Source organism: Acinetobacter sp. SFA (assembly GCF_001647535.1).
GTDB classification, from domain to species: Bacteria; Pseudomonadota; Gammaproteobacteria; order Pseudomonadales; family Moraxellaceae; genus Acinetobacter; species Acinetobacter pecorum.
Genome location: NZ_LSZI01000018.1, coordinates 243,754 through 267,531 on the forward strand (window position 1 = coordinate 243,754; position 23,778 = coordinate 267,531).

The 23,778-nt window shown below is 43.7% G+C and carries 25 protein-coding genes and 2 rRNA genes; 18 read left to right on the forward strand and 9 right to left on the reverse strand.

What is annotated here, in order from left to right:
* Positions 1–32 precede the first annotated feature (32 nt).
* Positions 33–464 (reverse strand): GNAT family N-acetyltransferase, encoded by a 432-nt coding sequence (locus tag AY607_RS10965; RefSeq protein WP_064102533.1) that lies wholly within the window; start codon positions 462–464, stop codon positions 33–35.
* Complete coding sequence (locus AY607_RS10970; RefSeq protein ID WP_064102534.1) at positions 458–1,681, reverse strand: class I SAM-dependent methyltransferase; 1,224 nt, start codon at positions 1,679–1,681, stop codon at positions 458–460. Before AY607_RS10970 ends, AY607_RS10965 begins: the two co-directional genes overlap by 7 nt.
* A 103-nt stretch (positions 1,682–1,784) precedes the next feature.
* Here AY607_RS10970 and trhA point away from each other — a divergent pair, with 103 nt between their 5' ends.
* The 3 genes from trhA (at position 1,785) to AY607_RS10985 (ending at position 4,411) form a co-directional block, all read left to right on the forward strand.
* A complete protein-coding gene (trhA, locus tag AY607_RS10975; RefSeq protein ID WP_081406389.1) occupies positions 1,785–2,429 on the forward strand; it encodes a PAQR family membrane homeostasis protein TrhA in 645 nt (214 codons plus the stop codon).
* Positions 2,430–2,571: 142 nt separating this feature from the next.
* Positions 2,572–3,879 (forward strand): MFS transporter, encoded by a 1,308-nt coding sequence (locus tag AY607_RS10980; protein WP_064097071.1) that lies wholly within the window; start codon positions 2,572–2,574, stop codon positions 3,877–3,879.
* A gap of 130 nt (positions 3,880–4,009) precedes the next feature.
* Positions 4,010–4,411: a hypothetical protein gene (locus AY607_RS10985; protein ID WP_064097070.1), complete on the forward strand. Its 402-nt coding sequence runs from the start codon at positions 4,010–4,012 to the stop codon at positions 4,409–4,411.
* 24 nt (positions 4,412–4,435) lie between these two features.
* Here the strand turns inward: AY607_RS10985 and AY607_RS10990 are convergent, their stop codons facing one another.
* Entirely contained in the window at positions 4,436–5,446 is a 1,011-nt protein-coding gene (locus tag AY607_RS10990; RefSeq protein ID WP_064097069.1) for a metallophosphoesterase, read from the reverse strand.
* A 102-nt stretch (positions 5,447–5,548) separates the two neighbouring features.
* Between AY607_RS10990 and AY607_RS10995 the strand changes: the two genes are divergently transcribed.
* The gene (locus AY607_RS10995; RefSeq protein WP_081406388.1) at positions 5,549–7,183 is read left to right on the forward strand and encodes a phospholipase D family protein; all 1,635 of its coding nucleotides are present in this window, start codon (positions 5,549–5,551) and stop codon (positions 7,181–7,183) included.
* A gap of 36 nt (positions 7,184–7,219) precedes the next feature.
* Here the strand turns inward: AY607_RS10995 and AY607_RS11000 are convergent, their stop codons facing one another.
* The gene (locus AY607_RS11000) at positions 7,220–8,029 is read right to left on the reverse strand and encodes a lysophospholipid acyltransferase family protein (RefSeq protein ID WP_064102535.1); all 810 of its coding nucleotides are present in this window, start codon (positions 8,027–8,029) and stop codon (positions 7,220–7,222) included.
* A 190-nt stretch (positions 8,030–8,219) separates the two neighbouring features.
* Between AY607_RS11000 and AY607_RS15330 the strand changes: the two genes are divergently transcribed.
* The 8 genes from AY607_RS15330 (at position 8,220) to AY607_RS11035 (ending at position 13,138) form a co-directional block, all read left to right on the forward strand.
* Positions 8,220–8,351, forward strand: coding sequence for a hypothetical protein (locus AY607_RS15330; protein ID WP_263600648.1), 132 nt, complete (start codon positions 8,220–8,222; stop codon positions 8,349–8,351).
* A 77-nt stretch (positions 8,352–8,428) separates the two neighbouring features.
* Positions 8,429–9,769, forward strand: coding sequence for a ribosome rescue GTPase HflX (gene hflX, locus AY607_RS11005; RefSeq protein WP_064102536.1), 1,341 nt, complete (start codon positions 8,429–8,431; stop codon positions 9,767–9,769).
* Between the two features lie 34 nt (positions 9,770–9,803).
* The gene (locus AY607_RS11010) at positions 9,804–10,175 is read left to right on the forward strand and encodes a hypothetical protein (RefSeq protein ID WP_064097123.1); all 372 of its coding nucleotides are present in this window, start codon (positions 9,804–9,806) and stop codon (positions 10,173–10,175) included.
* Between the two features lie 9 nt (positions 10,176–10,184).
* Complete coding sequence (locus AY607_RS11015; RefSeq protein WP_064097066.1) at positions 10,185–10,859, forward strand: LrgB family protein; 675 nt, start codon at positions 10,185–10,187, stop codon at positions 10,857–10,859.
* An 86-nt stretch (positions 10,860–10,945) separates the two neighbouring features.
* Positions 10,946–11,392, forward strand: coding sequence for a DUF2147 domain-containing protein (locus AY607_RS11020; protein ID WP_064097065.1), 447 nt, complete (start codon positions 10,946–10,948; stop codon positions 11,390–11,392).
* Positions 11,393–11,590: 198 nt separating this feature from the next.
* Complete coding sequence (locus AY607_RS11025) at positions 11,591–12,040, forward strand: DUF2147 domain-containing protein (protein WP_064097064.1); 450 nt, start codon at positions 11,591–11,593, stop codon at positions 12,038–12,040.
* 61 nt (positions 12,041–12,101) lie between these two features.
* Positions 12,102–12,551, forward strand: a complete 450-nt coding sequence (locus AY607_RS11030; RefSeq protein ID WP_064102537.1) for a DUF2147 domain-containing protein — start codon at positions 12,102–12,104, stop codon at positions 12,549–12,551.
* A gap of 140 nt (positions 12,552–12,691) precedes the next feature.
* Positions 12,692–13,138: a DUF2147 domain-containing protein gene (locus tag AY607_RS11035; RefSeq protein WP_064102538.1), complete on the forward strand. Its 447-nt coding sequence runs from the start codon at positions 12,692–12,694 to the stop codon at positions 13,136–13,138.
* A gap of 53 nt (positions 13,139–13,191) precedes the next feature.
* Here AY607_RS11035 and AY607_RS11040 read toward each other — a convergent pair whose 3' ends face one another.
* From AY607_RS11040 to pdxA, 3 genes are read right to left on the reverse strand one after another with little or no spacing between them, the layout of a single operon-like run.
* The gene (locus tag AY607_RS11040) at positions 13,192–14,037 is read right to left on the reverse strand and encodes a symmetrical bis(5'-nucleosyl)-tetraphosphatase (RefSeq protein ID WP_064102539.1); all 846 of its coding nucleotides are present in this window, start codon (positions 14,035–14,037) and stop codon (positions 13,192–13,194) included.
* A 6-nt stretch (positions 14,038–14,043) separates the two neighbouring features.
* On the reverse strand, positions 14,044–14,856 hold the full coding sequence (gene rsmA, locus AY607_RS11045; protein ID WP_064102540.1) for a 16S rRNA (adenine(1518)-N(6)/adenine(1519)-N(6))-dimethyltransferase RsmA: 813 nt from the start codon (positions 14,854–14,856) through the stop codon (positions 14,044–14,046).
* Between the two features lie 33 nt (positions 14,857–14,889).
* Positions 14,890–15,858 carry a 4-hydroxythreonine-4-phosphate dehydrogenase PdxA gene (gene pdxA, locus AY607_RS11050; protein WP_064102541.1) on the reverse strand — a complete coding sequence of 323 codons (969 nt, stop codon included), beginning with the start codon at positions 15,856–15,858 and terminating at the stop codon, positions 14,890–14,892.
* Positions 15,859–16,163: 305 nt separating this feature from the next.
* Between pdxA and rplM the strand changes: the two genes are divergently transcribed.
* The 6 genes from rplM to AY607_RS11080 all read left to right on the forward strand — a co-directional run bounded on the left by rplM (position 16,164) and on the right by AY607_RS11080 (position 20,361).
* On the forward strand, positions 16,164–16,592 hold the full coding sequence (gene rplM / locus AY607_RS11055) for a 50S ribosomal protein L13 (RefSeq protein ID WP_004281682.1): 429 nt from the start codon (positions 16,164–16,166) through the stop codon (positions 16,590–16,592).
* A gap of 13 nt (positions 16,593–16,605) precedes the next feature.
* The gene (gene rpsI, locus AY607_RS11060; RefSeq protein WP_064097058.1) at positions 16,606–16,992 is read left to right on the forward strand and encodes a 30S ribosomal protein S9; all 387 of its coding nucleotides are present in this window, start codon (positions 16,606–16,608) and stop codon (positions 16,990–16,992) included.
* Between the two features lie 333 nt (positions 16,993–17,325).
* On the forward strand, positions 17,326–17,979 hold the full coding sequence (locus AY607_RS11065; protein ID WP_064102542.1) for a glutathione S-transferase N-terminal domain-containing protein: 654 nt from the start codon (positions 17,326–17,328) through the stop codon (positions 17,977–17,979).
* A gap of 9 nt (positions 17,980–17,988) precedes the next feature.
* Positions 17,989–18,417 carry a ClpXP protease specificity-enhancing factor gene (locus tag AY607_RS11070; protein WP_064102543.1) on the forward strand — a complete coding sequence of 143 codons (429 nt, stop codon included), beginning with the start codon at positions 17,989–17,991 and terminating at the stop codon, positions 18,415–18,417.
* 18 nt (positions 18,418–18,435) lie between these two features.
* Positions 18,436–19,083: a hypothetical protein gene (locus AY607_RS11075; protein ID WP_064102544.1), complete on the forward strand. Its 648-nt coding sequence runs from the start codon at positions 18,436–18,438 to the stop codon at positions 19,081–19,083.
* Positions 19,084–19,413: 330 nt separating this feature from the next.
* Positions 19,414–20,361 carry an IS30 family transposase gene (locus AY607_RS11080; RefSeq protein WP_064102545.1) on the forward strand — a complete coding sequence of 316 codons (948 nt, stop codon included), beginning with the start codon at positions 19,414–19,416 and terminating at the stop codon, positions 20,359–20,361.
* Between the two features lie 87 nt (positions 20,362–20,448).
* Here AY607_RS11080 and rrf read toward each other — a convergent pair.
* Both rrf and AY607_RS11090 read right to left on the reverse strand, forming a co-directional pair.
* A 5S ribosomal RNA gene (gene rrf / locus AY607_RS11085) occupies positions 20,449–20,563 on the reverse strand.
* A gap of 182 nt (positions 20,564–20,745) precedes the next feature.
* A 23S ribosomal RNA gene (locus tag AY607_RS11090) occupies positions 20,746–23,640 on the reverse strand.
* Positions 23,641–23,778: the final 138 nt, after the last annotated feature.

The following is a 23,778-nucleotide window of genomic DNA, read 5'->3' on the forward strand; positions in this document are numbered from 1 at the left end:
GCCTCGCTTTTTTATATTTGAATGGCTGAAAATTAAAGCTTTAAATACATATTAATATGTGGAATGCCACAATCCAGATATTCCTCGCCTTGAACTTCGAACCCGAATGCTTGATAGAAGCCAATGGCATGCACTTGCGAAGACAGCTTGACCAACTCGCGCTGCTCTGCACGCGCATAGTCAATCACGGCCTGCATCAGGCGCTGACCAACACCTAAACCGCGTGCTGTGGTTAGGACCGCAACCCGACCGATACTGCTATTTGACAATAAGCGTGCTGTAGCAATCGCCTGATCCTGCTGAAAAACAATGAAATGTACAGCAACCGCATCTTCAGCATCCCACTCATCTTCAGCTGCAATATGCTGTTCTTGAATAAACACAGCTTCACGAATCACTTTGGCATGCACTGCCAAATCCTTCCAGCTCCCGGAAATTATTTTAAGTTCTGGGCTACTTAGCATTTAGAGCCAATTCCCTGCTGATCCCACTGATCATTGAGCAACAATTCCAGTGAATGTTTCTGGATTCCATACATCTCTTTTAAGGCCTGAATTTGTGCCAGAATCTCCTGATCAGGTTGTTGATAGTCTTTGCGTTTTGTCGCCAGAATCATTTTATTTTTACTGGTATGTTCCAGCGCCACAAATTCAAATACCTTGGTTTCATAACCATAAGCTTTGAGCAGTAAAGCACGTATGGTATCAGTCAGCATTTCGGCCTGCTGTCCCGCATGAATACCGAATTGCAACATCGGACTCAGGACTTTGGGTGCTTGTAACTGTGGACGTAATTCCTTATGACAACATGGCGCACACATGATCATCTGTGCATTCAGGCGAATCCCGCTATGAATCGCGAAATCTGTTGCTACATCACAGGCATGCAAGGCAATCATCACATCCAGGCGTTCTGGCGCATAAGTACGTACATCCCCCTGGAAAAAGTCCAGCTGCTCAAAGCCGGAGTGTTGCGCGACACTCTGGCAGAACTCGACCATTTTTGGATTAAGCTCTACCCCCGTGACATACGGCGTTTGACCATATTTTTGCATATAGTCATATAAAGCACAGGTCAGATAGCCTTTACCCGAACCAAAATCTACTACACGCAGGCCTTCAGCCTGTGGCTTGATCTGCGTCAGCGCGCCTGAGAAAATTTCCACAAATTTGTTAATCTGTTTCCATTTGCGCGCCATGCTCGGAATGATTTGCCCTTTTTGATCGGTAATGCCAAGATGCTGGAGAAAAATACTGTCCTGATCCACGAAACGCTGTTTCATCCGGTCATGAATTTGTTCAGCGGGCTTTGCCTGAGTAGCAGATCCTGTATGTTTGTTGCGTGTCAACATGGCTTTTTTCTTGTTTTTTTTCAGCTGTAATTCTTCATCTACTGTCATCAGATTGGCCTGCTTGCAACATGCTAGCAATGTAGTCACCTGCGATAACGCTTCTTCCAAAGGATAGTTTTTAGTGACATCCTGCGTCTTGTAGCGATACAGGCAGCTCAATACCCGTTGTTCATTTAATGTAATGACTCGCCAGGTCATTTTCTCTAAATCCTGCAGCTCACCCTTATACTGGCTTAAGATCAGACGATCAAACTGATTCCTTTCAACAGTTTGCTGAAATGTATCCAGGAATTGCTGTTCCTGGTCCGAGAGAGTTGCCAATGTTGACATAGATAAAACCTGAAATGAATTGCATATTAAGTTTAAATCTTCTTAACCTAAAAGCAAAATTGAATTACTATACAAGTGTATATTTGAAGAAAGAATGACAATGATGCAGAATGCTCCACTGGTTCCAGATTATGATCAGAATGAGGAACGGATTAACTATGTCAGTCATGGTATAGGTGCCGGACTCTCCGTTGTTGCCGGTATTCTTTTAATTATTAAAGGTTCTTATCTAAGTACCGGACAATGGATTGGGCTTTGGGTCTATGCGCTCAGCATGATTTTGCTGTTTTCTGCTTCCATGCTTTACCATATGGCCACCACAGCAGACCGTCGTTATTTTTACAAAAAAGTCGATCATACCGCGATTTATTATTTGATTGCCGGAACCTATACCCCGTTTCTGTCAATCGCCATTCCCACCCCTAAAGCCCATTATTTATTGATTGCGCTGTGGGTGATTGCCATCCTTGGTACACTTTTCAAGTTCGTTTTCATTCATCGTTTCCAGAAACTTTCTTTGGCTGCTTATCTGGCCATGGGCTGGCTGGCACTGCTGGTCATGGATGATATGCAGCAATATCTAAGTGCTCAATCTTTAACCTTTCTCATCATTGGCGGATTGGCTTATACCGTGGGTGCATTGTTTTACGCTTTAAAAAGAGTAAGATATACCCACGCTATCTGGCACATATTTGTATTGATAGGCGCAGGATCACATTTTCTGGCTATCTATCTTTACGTGATTTAATCATCTCCTTTTTCATTTCAGTGACCCTGAGCGAGTTTAAGCGAGAAGATTGCAGTTGTTTTTTTAAAAAATTACGCCTTTTTTAAAAAGATTACGCTTTTAAAACTAAGTTTTTTTATTTTTAGTAAGTGTAAGGTTTTCCATGGCGTCGTCTAATTCTGCTGCTCAGCCAGCACAAAATTCAAAATTTCGCGTTTTAACAGCGAGCTTGGTAGGTACCACAATCGAGTTCTTCGATTTTTATATTTATGCCACCGCTGCTGTTATTATTTTCCCGTATCTGTTCTTCCCTGCAAGTACAGATCCGATGACCGCAACCATTCAGTCTCTTGCGACTTTTGCCATTGCCTTTATTGCCCGCCCTATTGGTGCTGCATTATTTGGTCATTTAGGTGACCGGATCGGACGAAAAGCGACATTGGTCGCGGCTTTGCTGACCATGGGGATTTCAACCGTTGCGATTGGCTTGCTGCCAACTTATGCACAAATCGGGATTGCTGCGCCACTGCTGCTGGCACTGTGCCGTTTAGGTCAGGGCTTGGGTCTGGGTGGTGAATGGTCAGGTGCAGTACTGCTTGCCACCGAAAATGCACCTGAAGGTAAGCGTGCCTGGTATGGCATGTTCCCGCAACTGGGTGCCCCAATCGGCTTTATTCTGGCGACAGGTTCCTTCCTGACGCTTGGCGCTTTCATGTCTGAAGCTGACTTTATGGCGTGGGGCTGGCGTATTCCGTTTATCTCAAGTGCCTTGTTGGTAATTATGGGTTTATGGATCCGTTTAAAATTGCATGAGACCCCTGCTTTCCAGAAAGTACTGGATAAACAAAAAGAAGTGAATGTTCCTTTTGTTCAGGTATTCAAAAAGCATTCCCGCATGCTGGTTCTGGGTACGATTGCTGCAATCTGCACCTTTGTCGTGTTCTACCTGACTACGGTATTTGCGCTGCAATGGGGAACCAAACAACTTGGTTATTCTCGTGAAGAATTCCTGCAATTGCAGTTAGTTGCAACCCTGTGTTTTGCTGCATTCATCCCGCTTTCAGCAGTTTTGGCAGAGAAATTTGGCCGTAAGACTACTTCGATTGCGGTATGTGTCGTTTCTGCGATCTTCGGTATTTTCTTTGCAGATATGCTTGAATCTGGCAGTACCCTGGTGGTGTTCCTGTTTTTGTGTATTGGTCTGTCAATCATGGGCTTAACCTATGGGCCTATCGGTACCGTATTATCTGAAATCTTCCCGACTTCAGTCCGCTATACCGGTTCTGCATTGACTTTTAACCTGGCAGGTATCTTCGGTGCATCATTTGCTCCGTTAATCGCCACCAAACTGGCGACTACTTATGGTTTGTCTGCAGTCGGTTACTACCTGACCGCAGCATCGATCCTGTCCCTAGTCGCGTTTCTGATGATTCGTGAAACCAAGAATGATGATGTAAATAACCAGATCTAAGATTTTAGATGGATGAAAAGCCAGCATTCGATGCTGGCTTTTTTATGATTTCACAACAAAACTCTGCTACTTATCTCGTTAAATTTGCTCAACAATCAAATGGACTCAATTCAAAAAATGAGGCACGGGTATGCAAGATTTCATCGAATCCTTATCACAGGAACAGCTGGTCAATATCATTATTTTACTGGAAGATGATAAGAAAAAAGAAGCTGTTGGCTATATCACCGGGAATACCCCTTTAGATGAAGTTCAGGCGCTGCAAGTAATTGAAGAGATTGTGCGTGAACACGACATCGTCATGAAACATGAAAGTACCGGCCCACGTTTTAGTGATGATGCTGATGATATTGACCTGGTCACGCCTCCCTTGGAAATTCCCAATCATCCTAGTTTGAGTGCACCTACAGAAGCTGAAATCACTGCACAACAATTACGTGAAAATGTACCGCCCCGAAAAATCGAAAAGAAAATCTGGATAATAGCAACAGTCGCTGTCATCTTGCTGATTCTGATCTGGCTGATCAGTTAATCCTGCACAGAAGGCGAACTGACTTTAAATCAGTTCGATAATATCAATGGTAGGTGGTACCCGGAAGCGAAAAGGTACACCAACCAGCCCCGTTCCAACTGTCACGAACACATCTGCATGTTCATGACGGTACATGCCTTTCTTATGTCCTAAAATGGACACTCTTTTCATCACATAATCGGTCAGCCAAGGCAGCTCCACCTGCCCGCCATGGGTATGCCCGGACAGCATCAAAGGACGCGTTGGCAGTTTTGGAACCATATCGACCGTATCCGGGTTATGCGAAAGAATGATCCAGGGCTTGTCCTGAGGGAGATCAGGCAAACTGCGCATATCAGCTTTTCCAGCCCAGAGGTCGCCTACGCCCAAGAGACGGAACTCATCAAATTCGACAATTTGACCTTCAATATCCATGACCTGATTGACTTGCAGTGCATAATGCAACAATTCCTGAATCGGGGGGCCAGGATATTGCTCGTCATGGTTACCATTGACTGAATAGACCGGAGCGTGAATCTCTTTTAAAACTGCCAGCTCTTGAGCCAGTTTATTTTCCGGTTCGTAGGTCCAGTCGCCGGCGACCACCACCAAATCAGGCTGAATATGATTTAATTTATGTACAATTTGTCGTAACTGCCGTTCATGCCCTGAAAACAGACCGATATGCAAGTCTGCAATCAGGGCGATTTTGACCGGTTTCTGTAAACGTTTATCCGCATTGATCTGATATTGTGTCGTTTTCACTTGAATTAGATGCGGCTCAATAAAGCGTGCATAACTTAAAACCGCACTGAGTAGAAATACAAAAACAGCTTCATGTAGCGAATAATGACCCGTCCATCCAGCAAAAATACTGAAGAACACCAATGGGATTAATAAATAGGAAAGATAAAAAGCCAGTAAATGACAGAATGCTTTAAATGGGTGAATGGTCTCGGTGCGGGTTTGACTCGACCAAGCCTGATACACAGCCCAGATGGCGAGAATGGCCATGCCGAGATAACAATAAAAAAGTACGGAATTTGAATCCCACATATATTCGCCTTGTTTCAGTCAAGCAGTATATCACTGGCTTTATATTTATCTTTTCATAGCTGGCAATTATACTCAATTCTAATTTTTCATTCTGCGACTTATATGGCCAATGCTTCCAGCGATCAAATCTATCTTCAATCCTCAGGTTTTATCCGCACCCATCGTTATAAAGCCGGCATTTTACTAAGCTGTAGTCTAGTACTGGGACTTCCTGCATGTAGCACCTTACCCAAGCAAACTGAACAGCCAAGCCAGATGGCATTTGAAACTGATACCTCGCAAACCAGTCTGGCTCAAATTATTGAACCTTTACGTGAACAGAATATCGGTCTGACCGGTTATCGCGTGCTTTATGATCCATTGGAAGCACTGGCTGCACGTATGCAGCTGATCCATAAAGCAGAACGCAGTCTGGATCTGCAATATTACATCTGGGATAACGACCGCATTGGCGCCCTCGCCCTGCATGCCATTATTCAGGCAGCGGACCGTGGTGTAAAAGTACGCCTGTTGATGGATGATAACAATGCCAAGAAAATGGAAGGGATTTATCTGGCCTTGAACCAGCATCAGAATATCGATGTGAAACTGTACAACCCTTATCGTTTCCGTAAATATCGCGCCATGGACATGGTGCTGGATTTAAAGCGCATCAATCGCCGCATGCATAATAAAAGCTTTATTGCTGACAACCAGATTGCACTGATTGGTGGGCGTAATATGAGCAACCAGTATTATAATGTCAGTGAAAACTATCAGTTCTCGGATGTCGATGTCATGCTGGTCGGTGCGGCTTCGGATGAAATCATCCATTCCTTCGATGAATACTGGAATGATGATTATGCTTATCCGGTACAAGAAATTGTCAATCCGCACCATCACGGGTTACGTTTCCCGAGCCTGAGGCAACAGCTTGAAGCCCATAGTCAGGATCCAGCCACAAAGAATTATCTGGATCTGGCAAATCGTTCTCTGGCCTTTGATCAATGGTTAGAACAGAAGATTCAGCTAGACTGGGTTGAAGCAGAAGTCGTCAAAGATCCACCCAGTAAAATCAAGGCCAAAGCCAAAACTGAAGAACATCTCAATTTCCAGTTATTACAGCATCTGGAAAAGCCTGAACAGAGTGTAGACATTGTCTCTGCCTATTTCGTGCCGGAAAAAACCGGTGCAGACCGTCTGAAAAAACTGGTGAATGAGAATATCAAGGTTCGGGTATTAACCAACTCATTTAAAGCCAATGACGTTTCTGTAGTACATGCCTTTTATGCCAAATATCGAAAGGACCTGCTGGAAAATGATGTACAGCTATATGAATTTCTGGCTGCCCCAGATTCACACAACTTAAACGTCAATACAGAAGAGATTGCCAAAAAAGCAAAAGTTAGCCTGAAAGGCCTGAGTCGCTCCAGTCTGCATGCCAAACTGATGGCACTAGACCAAAAACAGGTTTTCATCGGTTCATTTAACTTTGATCCGCGTTCAGCTTATCTGAATACTGAAATTGGTGTGTTGCTAAACAGCCCTGCTCTGGCAAAAGCCGTACACGAAACCATGGATCAGAATTTGAGTAAATATGCCTATAAACTGGTCTTAGATGCGAACCAGAACATTAACTGGAAAATCAGGAAAGCCAATGGCGAAATAAAAACCTTTAGCAAAGAGCCAGGAATAAAATGGTATCAGAAAACCGGATTAAAACTGTTGTCGTGGTTGCCAATTGAAGGCTTTATGTAAGACCGACGCATAAATTTTATTTCTAAAAAACCCCGTTTACCGAGGCTTTTTTAATACTTGGGATTGCAACTCATGTAAGCCTTCCTGCATTTTTTCCTGTACCACACGAGTCAGACTGTCTACCGTATGCCCCTCGGAAGAAATTGCAGGCAAAGCCATTAAATGTGCAGTAACTTCTGGCATTTCCAGTACTTTTTTGACATGGGCAGCAAAACTCAGATCATTGACATACGGCGCGACCAGATCCAGTTCACCCTGCTGATTCACATAACAGATCAAACAGATTTGCAGTGGACGATTAGCTTCAATCGCAGCCCCTAGAATCCGGCCATGAACCTTTTTAATAAAACGGCCATCTGAAGTCGTGGCTTCAGGAAAGAACAGCACCGGAATATCCTGCTTGAGAAAATCAGTAATTTGTTCACGAATTCTGACAGAATCTCCAGAACCACGTTTAATAAATAAGGTGCCGCCGCCTTTGGCCAATTTTCCAAAAACGGGCCAGTTTTCAATCTCGGCCTTGGCCAGGAAAAATACGCGTGCCCCTGATCCCAGCACTGCAATGTCTAGCCAAGAGATATGATTGCTTACCCATAAAGCGGGTTCCCGTGGAATCTCCCCATGCACCTGCACTTTAATATTAAAAACCTGACACAATTGGCGGCAAAAATATTGCACATAACGGGTATTGGAGGGATTATTCGGATTTTTATATAAGCCATGACGAAAAACCAGATAAAATCCGTTACTAATGGCTGCCAGCAAGGCACCAATTTTTCTTGTGTAGAGGAAGAATTTTGTCAAGCCACGTATGTCGGATGTTTGATCTTGTACAGTCGGGTTCATAAAAACGTCACTAAAATCCTAAGCTAGATACAGGGAATATCTACGAATTAAACTCATTCTATACTGTTCATTCGCAACTTGCATTGATAATAAAAATCGGCCAATAACATCTATATCTCCAATTTTAATTGGATTAAAAAATCATTCAAAATAAAACTATCGAAATATTAGATTGAAAAGGATCGCAGCCATGCCAGATCAAATACAGCCCGCGAAAGAAACTCTTCAGCCTCTACAAGTGCTCAAATATATTTTGGGTGGTACCCTTATCTATGCCGTAGTACTGGTAACACTTGCACAACTATTTATTAGCGCACTTTAAACCTAAGCCGCACTAATTCAGTATCTGTATAGTCCGTTTTCTACTACACTTAAGTTTTTAAGTGGAGATCGGCCTGAGTGGAATATTTACAACAACATCGAGGGAAAGAGCGCGTCATTCTGGTGAGTGTCAGCGTACAAATGCTGGATGACCTTGATGCTGAAGAGTTTCGTTTGCTGGCACAGTCTGCAGATGCCGAAATTCTGGAACATATTCATGCTCAGCGGGTTAAACCTGATGCCAAATTTTTTATCGGCTCCGGCAAGGCAGAAGAAATTGCCGAACGTGTAAAAGAACTAGATGCCAATCTGGTCATTTTTGATCATGCCTTAACCCCTGCTCAAGCCCGGAATCTGGAACAGGTAATCAAATGCCGCGTGGTAGATCGTACCGAACTGATTCTGGATATTTTTGCCCAGCGTGCACGTAGCTACGAAGGCAAGCTGCAAGTTGAACTGGCACAATTACAGCATTTATCTTCGCGCTTGATTCGTAGTCGTGGCAATCTCGACAGCCAGAAAGGCGGGATCGGTTTGCGTGGTCCGGGTGAAACCCTCCTGGAAACAGATCGGCGCTTGCTACGTATCCGTATGGGGCAACTCAAGGCACGTATTGATAAAGTCCGCCAAACCCGGATGCAAGGCCGTGTTGCCCGTCAAAAAGCAGCTGTTCCAACAGTATCTTTAGTCGGCTATACCAATGCCGGTAAGTCGACCCTATTTAATTTACTCGCCAATAGCGATGTTTATGCAGCCGATCAGCTGTTTGCCACTTTGGACCCTACCTTACGGCGTCTGGAATGGGATGGTATCGGCAATCTGGTATTGGCCGATACGGTCGGTTTTGTCCGTAATCTTTCCCATTCACTGGTGGAATCCTTTAAGGCAACGCTGGAAGAAACCGTTGAAGCCACACTGTTACTGCATGTGATTGATTCAAGTAGTCCAGAGATGCTGGAACAGATTGAAGCCGTTGAAAAAGTGCTGAAAGAAATTGGGGCCGATGTTCCCATCCTTCAGGTTTACAATAAAATTGACTGTAGCGGTGAAGAAGCCAAAATTATTTATCGACGCCCGGGTGAACCGGAACGGGTCTATGTCTCGGCACATACTGGCGAAGGTATCGACCTGCTGCGTAAAGCGGTACATGAATCCTTGATGGGGCAACTGCAGTCCTTCGATTTAATTCTCAAACCTGCCTACGGCAAGCTGCGCAACCAGCTGTATAGCTTGAATGTGATTCAGTCTGAACATTATGATGATGAAGGCCAACTGCATCTGCATATTCGAATTGCGCCACAAAAACTGGAACAATTGATTAAACAGGCGCATTTACCTTTAGACGAAATTTTGGGAAAACAGGCGCAGCAGTTTCAACGTCCACTGGAAGCGTTTGAAATCCAGTCAAAGATCGAGTAAAACTTGATAAGTAAACTTATTAATGATCAGAGTAATGAACTGGATAAAACAAATTGACTGGCCAGCATGGATCGGCACCCTGTTACTTATTGTTATCTTTCGGGAAGCTTCGGTCTGGTTAATGACCCAGCTGAATCATCCTGAACTGGGTAATCTGGTCGGGTTATTAAGCCTATTAATTGCACTTTTTACTTGGCGCTATTTCGGCAAACTCCCCGCTCGCCTGGTGGATACCAATAACAAACTGATGAAGGAAAGTGCCTTTGCTTTCCTTCCCGTCAGTGCAGGTGCCCTAATGATGCTGGTACATATGGGCCAGAAAATTCCGGCTTTTCTGTTCATCATGTTTTTTAGCACCCTAATTCCTTTATGGGTGTATGCCAAAATGGCCAAGCGCTGGTTATAGGAGTTCCGCATGTTATCTATTTTGTATGGCTTCGCGGTCACACTCATCGCCTATCTGATTGCCAAACCCTGTAACCGGATCATTCCGCAAATTCCCGTCATCGTGTTTAGCATGTTTTTTGTGCTGGCACTTTTATTTGCACTCGGAATTCCCTATGAAAATTACATGGATGAAGTAAATCCACTTTTCAACCATTTACTCGGCTATGTAACAGTCGCATTGGCTATTCCTCTGGCTGCCATGCGCTATGATGATTTGCCGCTCAAAGCCATTATCGGCATTTTGGTCTTTGCCAGTATCAGTGCGGTTGCCTTACCGATGGGTCTGGCTTATCTGCTACATATGGCTTCTGCCGACATTTTGGCTTTTGCTACTCGTGCCGTCACTACGCCAATTGCAATTAATATTGCCACCCTGCTGGATGCACCTATCAGTATGGTTATTCTGATTGTGATTCTCTCCGGTGTGATTGGTGCGGCTTTTTCTCCGTTTATTCTGAGACATATTAATGATGAACGTGCATCCGGACTCGCCTTGGGACTGGCAGCACATGCCATCGGCACAGCTCAGGCCTGGCAGCGCGGCAGTGTTGCAGGTCGTTATGCTGCTTTTGGTATGGCGGTAAATGCAGTCTTTACTGCAATCTGGTTGCCAACTTTTATACTGTATCTGCAAAAAATGTGACTAGTGAATCAAATTAATTGTTTGTTTTATGTGGTAATCGTTCTTACTATAGAGTAAGAACACTAATCTTACCTAGGAACAGATATATGAAAAAGGTTCAATTTTTTTCAACTTTACTTTTAGCCTCTTTCAGCCATCTGGCTTTGGCCTCTGACCTTTCAGGGACATGGCGAAGCATTGATGACAAGACCGGCTCGTCTAAAGCATTCCTGGAGATTCGTGAGACATCAGAAGGCGTCTATACAGCTAAAATTACGAAAATCACTCCGCGCCCTGGTTATACAGCAAAAGAAACCTGTGTTTCCTGTCCCGCTCCATATACCAATAAGCCAATTCTAGGACTGGATGTACTGACAGGCCTGAAATACACAGGCAATAACAGTTTCAGTCAGGGTAAACTTCTCGACCCATTATCAGGCAATATTTATAATACCAAAGCGAAATTGAGTGCCAATGGAAAACGTCTGACATTGCGTGGCTATGTAGGGGTTTCAGCACTGGGCCGTAGTCAGACCTGGATCAAATATGAATAAGTCAGGTTTAATCACATAAAATGTGATTAATTTATGCTTTAGTAGATAGAAGCTTGCATTTTTATACATTAAGTTGTATGAATATTAGACACATACTTTTTCATGCAATAAAGATTATGAAAATGTATTCGGGTAATGTGCAGCAACGTTCACCACATGGAATTGGGTGAACGTTAATTAAAAAAATAAGGATATAACATGCATAAAATTGCAGCTTTAACTATTATTTCAGCTTCTTTATTTACTGGCTCTATGGCATTTGCTCAGGAACTGTCTGGCCTATGGCAACAGATTGATGATAAAACTGGCTCACCTAAAGCATTGATTGAAATGAAAACTGAAGCAGATGGTTCCTATACAGGAACGATTACTAAAGTCACACCCCGCCAGGGTTATACACCACGGGAAAAATGCATCAAATGTCCGGCACCTTATACAGATAAACCGATTTTGGGTTTAGATGTCATTAAAGGATTGAAGCCCACCACCAAAAATAACTTTGCACATGGCCAGGTACTCGATCCACTCACCGGCAAAATTTATGATTTAAAGGGGCGGATTTCCGCCAATGGGAAACGACTGACCTTACGTGGATATATTGGGATATCTGCTATCGGGCGTACACAAACTTGGATCCGTCAGGATTAATAAAATAGCACTTCGGTGTTGGGGATCTTTTATTTCATCCATAAAAAAAGAGATAAATATAATGAAACAATTTAAATTAGTATTAATGTTCTTCGTGACAATGATGAGCGGGATGATTTATGCACAGGATTTAACTGGCACCTGGCAGCAAATTGATGACAAAACCGGCTCACCAAAAGCGATTATTGAAATTCGTCAAAATGACAATGGAACTTTTGCTGGAAAAATTGTCAAAGTGACTCCACGTCCAGGCTATACGCCTCAGAAAACCTGCAATAAATGTCCGGCCCCTTATACCAATCAACCTATTTTAGGCATGGACGTTTTGACTGGTTTAAAAAATGTGGAAGGCACCAATAACTACGAGAAAGGTAGAGTGATTGATCCACTATCAGGTAAAATTTATGATGCCAAGGTACGCTTGAGTGCGAATGGCAAACGTTTAACCTTGCGTGGTTATGTTGGGGTTTCCGCTTTAGGCCGTAGCCAGACCTGGATCCGTCAGGACTAATAAATTCTGAGTATACAAAAGCTGCCGAATTGGCAGCTTTTTAGTGCATTCATTCTAGATTTTTTCAAATAATTATTGACTATTTTAGTAAGATTTCTAACATGAGCGGCGCTGATAAAAATTCTGTGGAATAAGCCTCTATGTTTAGAAAAATATTGCTTGTCATACTGCTAGCAGCATGCATGACCAACCTTTGGGCAAAAGATATTACCGGGATCTGGCAACAGATTGATGATAAAAGTGGTGCAGCAAAAGCCATCATTGTCATTTTCAAAGAGGACAACAACACCTATTCAGGCAAAATTGTAAAGATCACTCCTCGCCCGGGTTATACGCCACGTGAAAAATGCAATAATTGCCCCGCGCCCTATACCAATCAGCCTATTCTGGGAATGACCATTATCAGGGGCCTAAAACATGTAGAAGGCACCAATAACTATGAAAAAGGTAAAGTTATTGATCCCTTGGTAGGTAAAATTTATGATGCAAAAATGCGTCTGAACAACACGGGGAAACGCTTAACTTTACGTGCCAGTATTGGTGTTTCTGTATTGGGCCGAAACCAGACCTGGATTCGGGCAGACTAAATTTAAAATTAAAAAAGCCACGTGTAATCACGTGGCTTTTTTAATAGCTTTACTTACATCACCGGATTGTTAACTGCAAACATCTGCTGGTCTTCCAGACGAAATGCCATCAGCTGATTGCCCCAAACACAGCCACCATCGACATTCTGAATCCTGTCTGAAATGGTTTTACCATTTAAAGCTGCCCAGTGACCAAACAGGATCTGATGACTTTTCGCAGCCTGGGACTCAAAATCAAACCAGGGTTTAAAGCCTTCCGGCATCGGATCATCCAGCCCATCTTTAAAACTGTATTCCAGACGTCCTTCTACATCGGTTAAACGCATTCGGGTGAGATAGTTTACGATACAGCGAATACGTTCTTGACCTTGCAGTTGATCTGACCAAAGTGCCGGCTCTTTCCCAAACATCTCTTTGAGAAAATTATCCAGCACATCAAAGTCATCATGAGCAATAATTGCTTCTACTTCCTGTGCCAGCTGTGCAGTTTTTTCTGCACTCCAGAGACTCGGAATCCCGGCATGGGTCAGAATAGTCTGCTCATTGGGAAATAAACAAAGTGGCTGTTTACGTAGCCAGTCAATCAGTTCATCGCTGTCGATCGCATCAATGACATCCTGAACATTGTCTTTTGCTTTTACTGGCTTGATGCCACGGGCATAGGCCAGCAACGTTAAATCATGATTTCCCAAGACAGTTGCAGCCGCACCCTGCTCAGCCAGTTTCTTGATAAACCGCAGTGCGCCAATTGAGTTTTCACCCCGTGCCACCAAATCTCCAGCAAACCAGATAAAATCCTGATCTGCATCAAACTTGATTTGTTTAAGCAAAGCTTTCAAAGCCTCAAAACAGCCTTGAACATCACCAATCACATAATTATATCGAGCAGTACGGTTCATCGTAATTTAAGCCACCATTTGATCTGAAAGTACAACAAACTGTTCAAGGGTCAGGGTTTCTGGACGCGCCATCGGGTCAACACCCGCTTTTTCAAAACCATCTTCTACCAGCATACCCTTCAAGCTGTTACGCAAGGTTTTACGACGCTGGGTAAAGACATGAGATACCAGACGTGCCAGCGCTTTTTCATTCTTCGCCACAATCGGTTTAACTTTATAAGGCTCTAAACGGAATACCGCTGAAGTTACTTTTGGAGGCGGATTAAAAGAGCCTGGTGGTACTTCGAACAGGAAAGTCGGTTTACAGAAATATTGAATCATCACCGACAGACGGCCATATTCTTTGGTATTCGGTGATGCGGTAATGCGGTCCACGACTTCTTTTTGCAGCATGAAATGCATGTCTTGCACTTTGTCACCAAATTCCAGGAGATGGAATAACAGTGGCGTTGAAATATTATAGGGCAAGTTACCAACGACACGTAATGGACGACCTTCCTGAAACAATTGAGAATAATCGTATCTCAAGGCATCGGCTTCAATAATGGTTAAACGTTCCGGATGCGGTACACGACCCGGCAGACCAGCAGCCAGATCACGATCCAGCTCAAGTACGGTTAAGGCATCACATTCACCAATTAAAGGTGAAGTCAAAGCGGCCAGACCCGGGCCAATTTCCAGAATGTTCTGACCTGGACGCGGATTGACTGAGCGTACAATTTTGGCAATGACACGCTGGTCATGTAAAAAGTTTTGACCAAATCTTTTTCGAGCCTGATGCCCTTCATCTTTTGGGTTTAAGGCATTAATTTGATACATAAAAACATTTCCAACGTGAGTGATGAACAATAATCAGTGGCGCGCCAGATCGAGGGCTAAATCGACAGCAACGTGCAGGCTGGAACTTTTCGCAAGTCCCGTCCCCGCAAGGGAGAGTGCTGTGCCATGATCAACAGAAGTTCGAATAAACGGTAAGCCGAGGGTAATATTAATGGCTTCACCAAAACCCTGTGATTTTAACACAGGTAAACCCTGATCGTGATACATCGCCAGAACAGCATCAGCATCTTTTAGGTTTTCCGGGGTAAACAAAGTATCAGCAGGTAGGCTTAAACTCATGTTGATACCTTGAGCACGATAACTTTCGAGTACCGGATTGATCACTTCAATTTCTTCCATCCCCAAGTAACCACCCTCACCCGCATGCGGATTTAAACCGCAAACCAGTATCTTCGGCTGTTCAATCTTGAATTTGGATTTCAGATCGTGAATCAGAATATCAATTACCTGATGCAAGCGTTCAGGGGTAATTGCATCTGCCACGGCACGTAAAGGAAGATGTGTGGTAGCCAAAGCCACACGTAAGGTTTTGGTGGCCAGCATCATGACCACACGTGGAACACCAGCAAATTCCTGGTAATACTCGGTATGGCCACTAAAAGAAATACCTGCTTCATTAATTACAGATTTTTGTACAGGCGCAGTCGCAACGCCAACACTTTTTCCTGACATGGCGTAGTCTGCGGATCGACGCAGTTGCTCCAGTACATAAGCAGCATTGTTCGGATTCAATTCACCCAATACCACCTCTTGCTGCAAAGGTACATGCTCTACAAAAAGCTCACCGATACCTGAAGATGCATCCTGCCCGTGATACGGAATCAGCTCAACCGGCAATTTAAGTGTCTGAGCAAGTTGCTTGAGCATATCCATATCTGCTAATACCACAATTGGGCGCTCATCAACACGCTCTGCAAGACTCAGGCAAATATCAGGACCAATTCCAGCAGGTTCCCCACTGGTGACATATAAAGGCAGCATCATCTTCTCAATTTGGCAAAGCTGAGAAATATTATAACCCGATCACGCCTACGCTGTAGTGATCATTGCAAAGAGTACTTATAAATCAATATTTTGATACGATTGAAACTATGGTTACAAATATAGTTGCAGTTTTTGCAGCATATAATGGCTTAGGCCTTTCTTTCACCAAGGAGATTAGATAAAATACAGCGCTTGAAATTTTAATTTTCATTTGTGATTCTTCACGTATTCGTTTAGAATCGCGTCTCCTTTAGTTTGGACAGATTCCATAGTCCAAACCAACTATAATAGGTAGTGGTTTAATGAAAACTCTCAGCGCTAAGCCAGCTGAAGTTCAACACGACTGGTACGTTGTTGATGCTTCTGGCAAAACTTTAGGTCGCCTTGCGACTGAAATCGCTCGTCGTTTACGCGGTAAGCATAAAACTTCTTATACTCCTCACGTTGACACTGGCGACTATATCGTAGTTATCAATGCTGAAGAAATCACTGTGACTGGTAAAAAGTCACAAGATAAGAAATACTATCGCCACACTGGTTTCCCTGGTGGTATCCGTGAGACTAACTTTGAAAAGTTAATCGCTCACAAACCAGAAGCAGTTCTAGAAAAAGCTGTTAAAGGTATGTTACCTAAAGGTCCTCTTGGTTATGCAATGATCAAGAAAATGAAAGTGTATGCAGGTACTGAGCATCCACACGCTGCTCAACAGCCACAAGTTTTGGACATCTAAGGGATAACAGCACATGGCTACTAATTATGGTACAGGTCGCCGTAAGACCGCAACTGCACGTGTTTTCCTATCAGCTGGTACTGGTAAACTCGTAATTAACAACCGCACTCTTGAACAGTATTTCGGTCGTGAAACTGCTCGTATGGTTGTTAACCAACCACTTGAGCTTCTTGAAGCGACTAACAAATATGACCTTTACATCACTGTTGCTGGTGGTGGTATCGGTGGTCAAGCAGGCGCTATCCGTCACGGTATTACTCGTGCACTGATCGCTTCTGACGAAACTTTAAAACCTGCTCTTCGTCAAGCTGGTTTCGTTACTCGTGATGCTCGTGAAGTTGAACGTAAGAAACTTGGTTTACGTAAAGCTCGTAAACGTCCTCAATTCTCTAAACGTTAATTCGTTTACCGAATCGGACAAAAAACCCTGGATTTTCCAGGGTTTTTTTATGGGTATATTAGTCGAGTAGATGGAAAGATTTTCTCTTTATTGTTCATGCACATCTTTACCCCATACCCCTTCATGGCACCAGAATGACTTCATCAAATAATAATTTGCAATCCCAATACAGATAAACAGCAAAATGATAGGAAGCTTGATCAGCATTTTATTTTCCTCCTGTTGTTTTTCTTATAATCTACCCCGACTCAAAGGGAGTGACTTTTGATGATTAGTGCTTTTTGGGTTGAATTTTAGTATCCTAGTCTATTCATTAGAAGCTTATCAGGATTTATGTCAGTCGAAAGCGCGCCTCTTCAAGGAATTACTCTCTATAGTCATGCCGATGACTTTCGTTCCCATTGGATTCGCTACGTACTTGCCGAAAAACAGATTAAATATAACCTGATTTTGGTAGATACTGATGATGAGGATTTGGCCAGTCTCAATCCTTATAATCAATTGCCGATGCTGATTGAAAATGAGCTCAAATTATTCAATACGCCGATTATTTCTGAATATATAGATGATCGTTATCGCCAGAATAAACTCTATGCCGATGCTCCAATGCCACGTGCAGAACAACGCCAATATATCTGGCGCTTTGAAAATGACTGGTTGAAACTGGCTGATATCATGCTATGTCATCCTAATACCCTGGATAAGAAAGCCAAAGTTAAGGCACAGAAACAGTTACAGGACATTCTGATTTCACTAATGCCCTTATTCCAGCATTTTCCCTATTTTATGTCTGAACAATTTAGTATCCTAGATTGCATGCTGGCACCAATTTTTATCCGTCTGAAACACATGGGTATCGAATTACCACAGCAGCAATGCCGTCCATTTCACCTGTATTGCCAGCGAATATTCAGTCGTCCTGCTTTTGTAAAATCCATGACATTGCAGGAAAAGAACCGTTATTCAGCGCAACTCAAGCATCTGTAGAGAAACCTCATGTCCGAACAAGAATTCAACCTTAGCCCTACCCGTCCCTATATGGCACGTGCAATCTATGAGTGGGTTTGCGACAACAATATGACGCCTTATCTATTGGTGGATGCTACACGTCCAAATACAATGGTTCCGGAGCAGTTTGTTAAAGATGGACAAATTGTTCTGAATATCGCACCCCATGCCGTCCATGCGCTGCATATAAGCAATGATGCGATTAGCTTCTCGGCCCGATTTGGCGGTGTATCTCGGGATATCTATGTACCTATAGAAGCAGTACTGGGTATTTATGCACGTGAAAATGGACAAGGTTTATTCTTTGATCCAAGTGAATATGAGCATACACAAAATGATGAAGATGCTTTAAAATCAAGCACTGAAGAACCAGCTGAACCACCAAAGAAAAAAACAACTTTAAGACTATTAGATTAAAAATAATGGAGTAAGTGAATGGCTTTTGATTTAGTACAATATTTTGTTGAACAGATAGAAACTCAAAAGCCTGAGCTTCTAAAAGAGTATACAAAAGAAGAAAGGCGAAAATATATCTGCGAAATCAATGCTTTAACTTTAGGTAAACTTATTACTGAGTGGCGTCACAATCCGCAAAAAATTTATAATGAAATCAAGCATCCAGATGAATTATATATACTGGAAATTGCCCGCCACCTGACGACCCAAGTTGAAAACAAGTCAGCCTTGCCACGACCGCAACTTGAGCAGGTCACCTCAGAAATCTTTCATTTCCAGCTCAATGAGCTGAAACAGTTAAATGATACCGGCAATCATAATCTGAATAGTATTCAAGAACTTCTTAAAGGACAAATTGAACATTTATCCGGTCAAGCAGATGACTGGATTTGGACAACAAATAAGCTAATAGAACTAAAAGGCTCTAAACCAATTGTACAAGAAGAGCTATCATTGGAAGCATCAATGAAGGAGTTTAATCAAATGGTAAGCCAGAATCAGCAGCATCAAGATGTCGAAGATGTTATTCTTGTAGAAACCCCAACATGGGCAAAGATTGTTGAACCAATCGTAGCCATTGCAATTCTCTGGGTGTTGATTGCAGCCGTTATGCGTGTATTTGGCTAAAATAGCCAGCAGTAAAAAACCAGCGAATCGCTGGTTTTTTTATTTCCTGCATTTCAACAGCGGCATCTATACTTTGCAGGCTTGGTAGGCTCTTATAAGCCAAATCATTTCAACTTAGGACCCGCCCCGTAATCATGTGCCCAAAGCCATGTTATCGGGTTTTGAAACACGCTCTCTCCCTTAGATTATTCCTTTCAGGAAGCTCTAGCCGCTCCAGTACCTTTTATACATCTTAGATTCTCAAATGAAGTGCAACAGAGATTAAATTATTGGAAAGAAGCAAGATGAGCTAGCATTTTGCTTCCGACCGACCAAAGTCAAAGCTGCATCATGAACTATACTCATCTTACCCAAGAAGAAAGATATCAGATTTATACATTGTTACGTGAGGGATTTTCTCAACGTTATATTGCTTGGAGACTGAATCGTTCACCTTCCACTATTTCTAGAGAAATCAACCGTAATCGAGCAAGAAATGGCTACTTTGCTAAACATGCCAATAAACTCGCTCGAAGACGCCATTGCCCCAATCCTAAAAAAATCCCTGATGAAATATGGGCACATGTCATCTCTTATCTTGAACTTCAATGGAGTCCTGAACAGATCGCTTCTTGTGTTTCAGTGAGTTTGCATTCAATTTATCGTTTAATACGGCAGGATAAAAATAACGGAGGTACACTGTTTCATAACCTACGTTTTAGAAATCAGAGAAAGAGGAAATACGGCTCTTCTGAAACCCGTGGTCAGCTGGCTAATCGTAAAAGCATTCATGATAGACCTATTGAGATTGAGCAACGTAATCGTTTTGGTGATCTAGAGATAGATACGATTGTTGGTAAGAATCATCAGCAATCATTGGTCTCAATTGTAGATCGCAAGACAGGCTATTTGTGGTTGAAGAAGTGTAGCTCACGCCAGGCAGAGGAAGTTTGCCAAACAACTATTCGTCTACTTGAGCCGATCAAAGATCAGCTCAAGACAATTACCGCAGATAATGGTAAGGAGTTCAGCTTGCATGAATATGCTGCTCAAGAATTAGAAATAGACTGGTATTTCGCTGATCCTTATAGCGCTTGGCAACGAGGTACGAATGAAAATACGAATGGCTTAGTCAGACAATACATTAGAAAAGGAAGTGACTTGAATCAATATACGGATGAATACATTTCAGAAATCACTGACCGTATAAATCATCGTCCAAGAAAAAGACTCGGCTTTAAAAGTCCGAGTCAGGTATTATGGCAACAATATGGTGTTGCACTTCAAATGCTAATCTAAGCATCTAAAAAGTGTCTAAGCTTTCGACTAAATTCCCCCCATAAAAAAACACCCCCGGCCTTTAGACCGGGGGTGTTTCGAATAATGAGCTGGCGATGACTTACTCTCACATGGGTAATCCCACACTACCATCAGCGCTAAGAGGTTTCACTTCTGAGTTCGGGAAGGGATCAGGTGGTTCACTCTTGCTATGGTCGCCAGCACAACTGTTTATGACTTTGCGTTTGGTCTTATTTAGATGCCAAGGCTTGGTCAAATGAGTTATTAACAGAGATACTTGAGTTAAATTAGGTTGTCCATTTTATCTAGCTTTTCAACTAAATCAAGTTTGATCGTTTGATTTCGAATCAATTGAGCTTTATACAACAACTGTTTGGGTGTTGTATAGTCAAGCCTCACGAGCAATTAGTATTGGTCAGCTTCATGCATCACTGCACTTCCACATCCAACCTATCAACGTCGTAGTCTTCAACGGCTCTTTAGAGGACATAAAGTCCTAGGGAAATCTTATCTTGAGGTAGGCTTCCCGCTTAGATGCTTTCAGCGGTTATCCCTTCCGAACATAGCTACCCGGCGATGCGACTGGCGTCACAACCGGTACACCAGAGGTTCGTCCACTCTGGTCCTCTCGTACTAGGAGCAGATCCTCTCAAATTTCCAACGCCCACGGTAGATAGGGACCGAACTGTCTCACGACGTTCTAAACCCAGCTCGCGTACCTCTTTAAATGGCGAACAGCCATACCCTTGGGACCTGCTTCAGCCCCAGGATGAGATGAGCCGACATCGAGGTGCCAAACACCGCCGTCGATATGAACTCTTGGGCGGTATCAGCCTGTTATCCCCAGAGTACCTTTTATCCGTTGAGCGATGGCCCTTCCATACAGAACCACCGGATCACTAAGACCTACTTTCGTACCTGCTCGACTTGTGGGTCTCGCAGTTAAGCGCGCTTTTGCCTTTATACTCTACGCGTGATTTCCGACCACGCTGAGCGCACCTTCGTACTCCTCCGTTACTCTTTAGGAGGAGACCGCCCCAGTCAAACTACCCACCAGACATGGTCCTCGCTCCAGATCATGGAGCAGAGTTAGAACCTCAATATTACCAGGGTGGTATTTCAAGATTGGCTCCACAGCAACTAGCGTCGCTGCTTCAAAGCCTCCCACCTATCCTACACAAGTAAGATCAAAGTTCAATGTCAAGCTGCAGTAAAGGTTCACGGGGTCTTTCCGTCTAGCCGCGGGTACACCGCATCTTCACGGCGAATTCGATTTCACTGAGTCTCTGCTGGAGACAGCGCCCCCATCATTATGCCATTCGTGCAGGTCGGAACTTACCCGACAAGGAATTTCGCTACCTTAGGACCGTTATAGTTACGGCCGCCGTTTACTGGGGCTTCGATCAAGAGCTTCGCTTACGCTAACCCCATCAATTAACCTTCCAGCACCGGGCAGGCATCACACCCTATACGTCCACTTTCGTGTTTGCAGAGTGCTATGTTTTTAATAAACAGTTGCAGGGGCCTGGTTTCTGTGGCTGCTCTCAGCTCAGGAAGCAAGTTCCATCACCAAAAGCAGCGTACCTTCTCCCGAAGTTACGGTACCATTTTGCCTAGTTCCTTCAGCAGAGTTCTCTCAAGCGCTTTGGTCTACTCGACCTGACCACCTGTGTCGGTTTCGGGTACGATTCCTGTGTAACTGAAGCTTAGAGACTTTTCCTGGAAGCATGGTATCAGCCACTTCACTGTACAAGTACAGCTTGCTATCAGCTCTCAGCATAGAGCACCCCGGATTTGCCTAAGATGCATGCCTACAGCCTTCCACCTGGACAACCAACGCCAGGCTGACTTAACCTTCTCCGTCCTCTCATCGCATTACACAGAAGTATTGGAATATTAACCAATTTCCCATCGACTACGCCTCTCGGCCTCGCCTTAGGGGTCGACTCACCCAGCCCCGATTAACGTTGGACTGGAACCCTTGGTCTTTCAGCGTGCGAGTTTTTCACTCGCATTGTCGTTACTCACGTCAGCATTCGCACTTCTGATACCTCCAGCAGACTTCTCAATCCACCTTCATCGGCTTACAGAACGCTCCCCTACCACTTGCAATAAATTGCAAATCCGCAGCTTCGGCACATAGTTTTAGCCCCGTTACATCTTCCGCGCAGGCCGACTCGACTAGTGAGCTATTACGCTTTCTTTAAAGGGTGGCTGCTTCTAAGCCAACCTCCTAGCTGTCTATGCCTTCCCACATCGTTTCCCACTTAACTATGATTTTGGGGCCTTAGCTGGCGGTCTGGATTGTTTTCCTCTTGACTACGGACGTTAGCACCCGCAGTCTGTCTCCCGGATAGTACTCATTGGTATTCGGAGTTTGCATCGGTTTGGTAAGTCGGGATGACCCCCTAGCCGAAACAGTGCTCTACCCCCAATGGTATTCGTCCGAGGCGCTACCTAAATAGCTTTCGGGGAGAACCAGCTATCACCAAGTTTGATTAGCCTTTCACCCCTATCCACAAGTCATCCCCTGGCTTTTCAACGACAGTGGGTTCGGTCCTCCAGTTAGTGTTACCCAACCTTCAACCTGCTCATGGATAGATCACCTGGTTTCGGGTCTATACCCAGCAACTAATGCGCCCTATTAAGACTCGGTTTCCCTACGGCTCCCCTATTCGGTTAACCTCGCTACTGAATATAAGTCGCTGACCCATTATACAAAAGGTACGCAGTCACCGAACAAGTCGGCTCCCACTGCTTGTATGCATGCGGTTTCAGGATCTATTTCACTCCCCTCACAGGGGTTCTTTTCGCCTTTCCCTCACGGTACTGGTTCACTATCGGTCAGTCAGGAGTATTTAGCCTTGGAGGATGGTCCCCCCATATTCAGACAAGGTTTCACGTGCCTCGCCCTACTCGACATCATTATCTAAGCCCTTTCGTGTACAGGACTATCACCCACTATGGTTGCACTTCCCAGAGCATTCCACTAGAACTTAGATAACTTAATGGGCTCTTCCCCTTTCGCTCGCCGCTACTGAGGGAATCTCAATTGATTTCTTTTCCTAAGGGTACTGAGATGTTTCACTTCCCCTCGTTCGCCTTGCATGACTATGTATTCATCATGCAATACCTACCTTATGGTAAGTGGGTTTCCCCATTCAGACATCTCCGGATCACAGGATATTTGCCGCCTCCCCGGAGCTTTTCGCAGGCTATCACGTCTTTCATCGCCTCTGACTGCCAAGGCATCCACCACATGCACTTAATTACTTGACTATACAACCCCAAACAGTCGCTAGCACTTACAAGTAGTGCTATCAACATAACAGTTTAGAGTTTCGTGAACTTAATCACTGTACAGCTTCAATTAGATTCATATACCAAAACGCTTGATTCAGTTAATTTCGCTAGTAA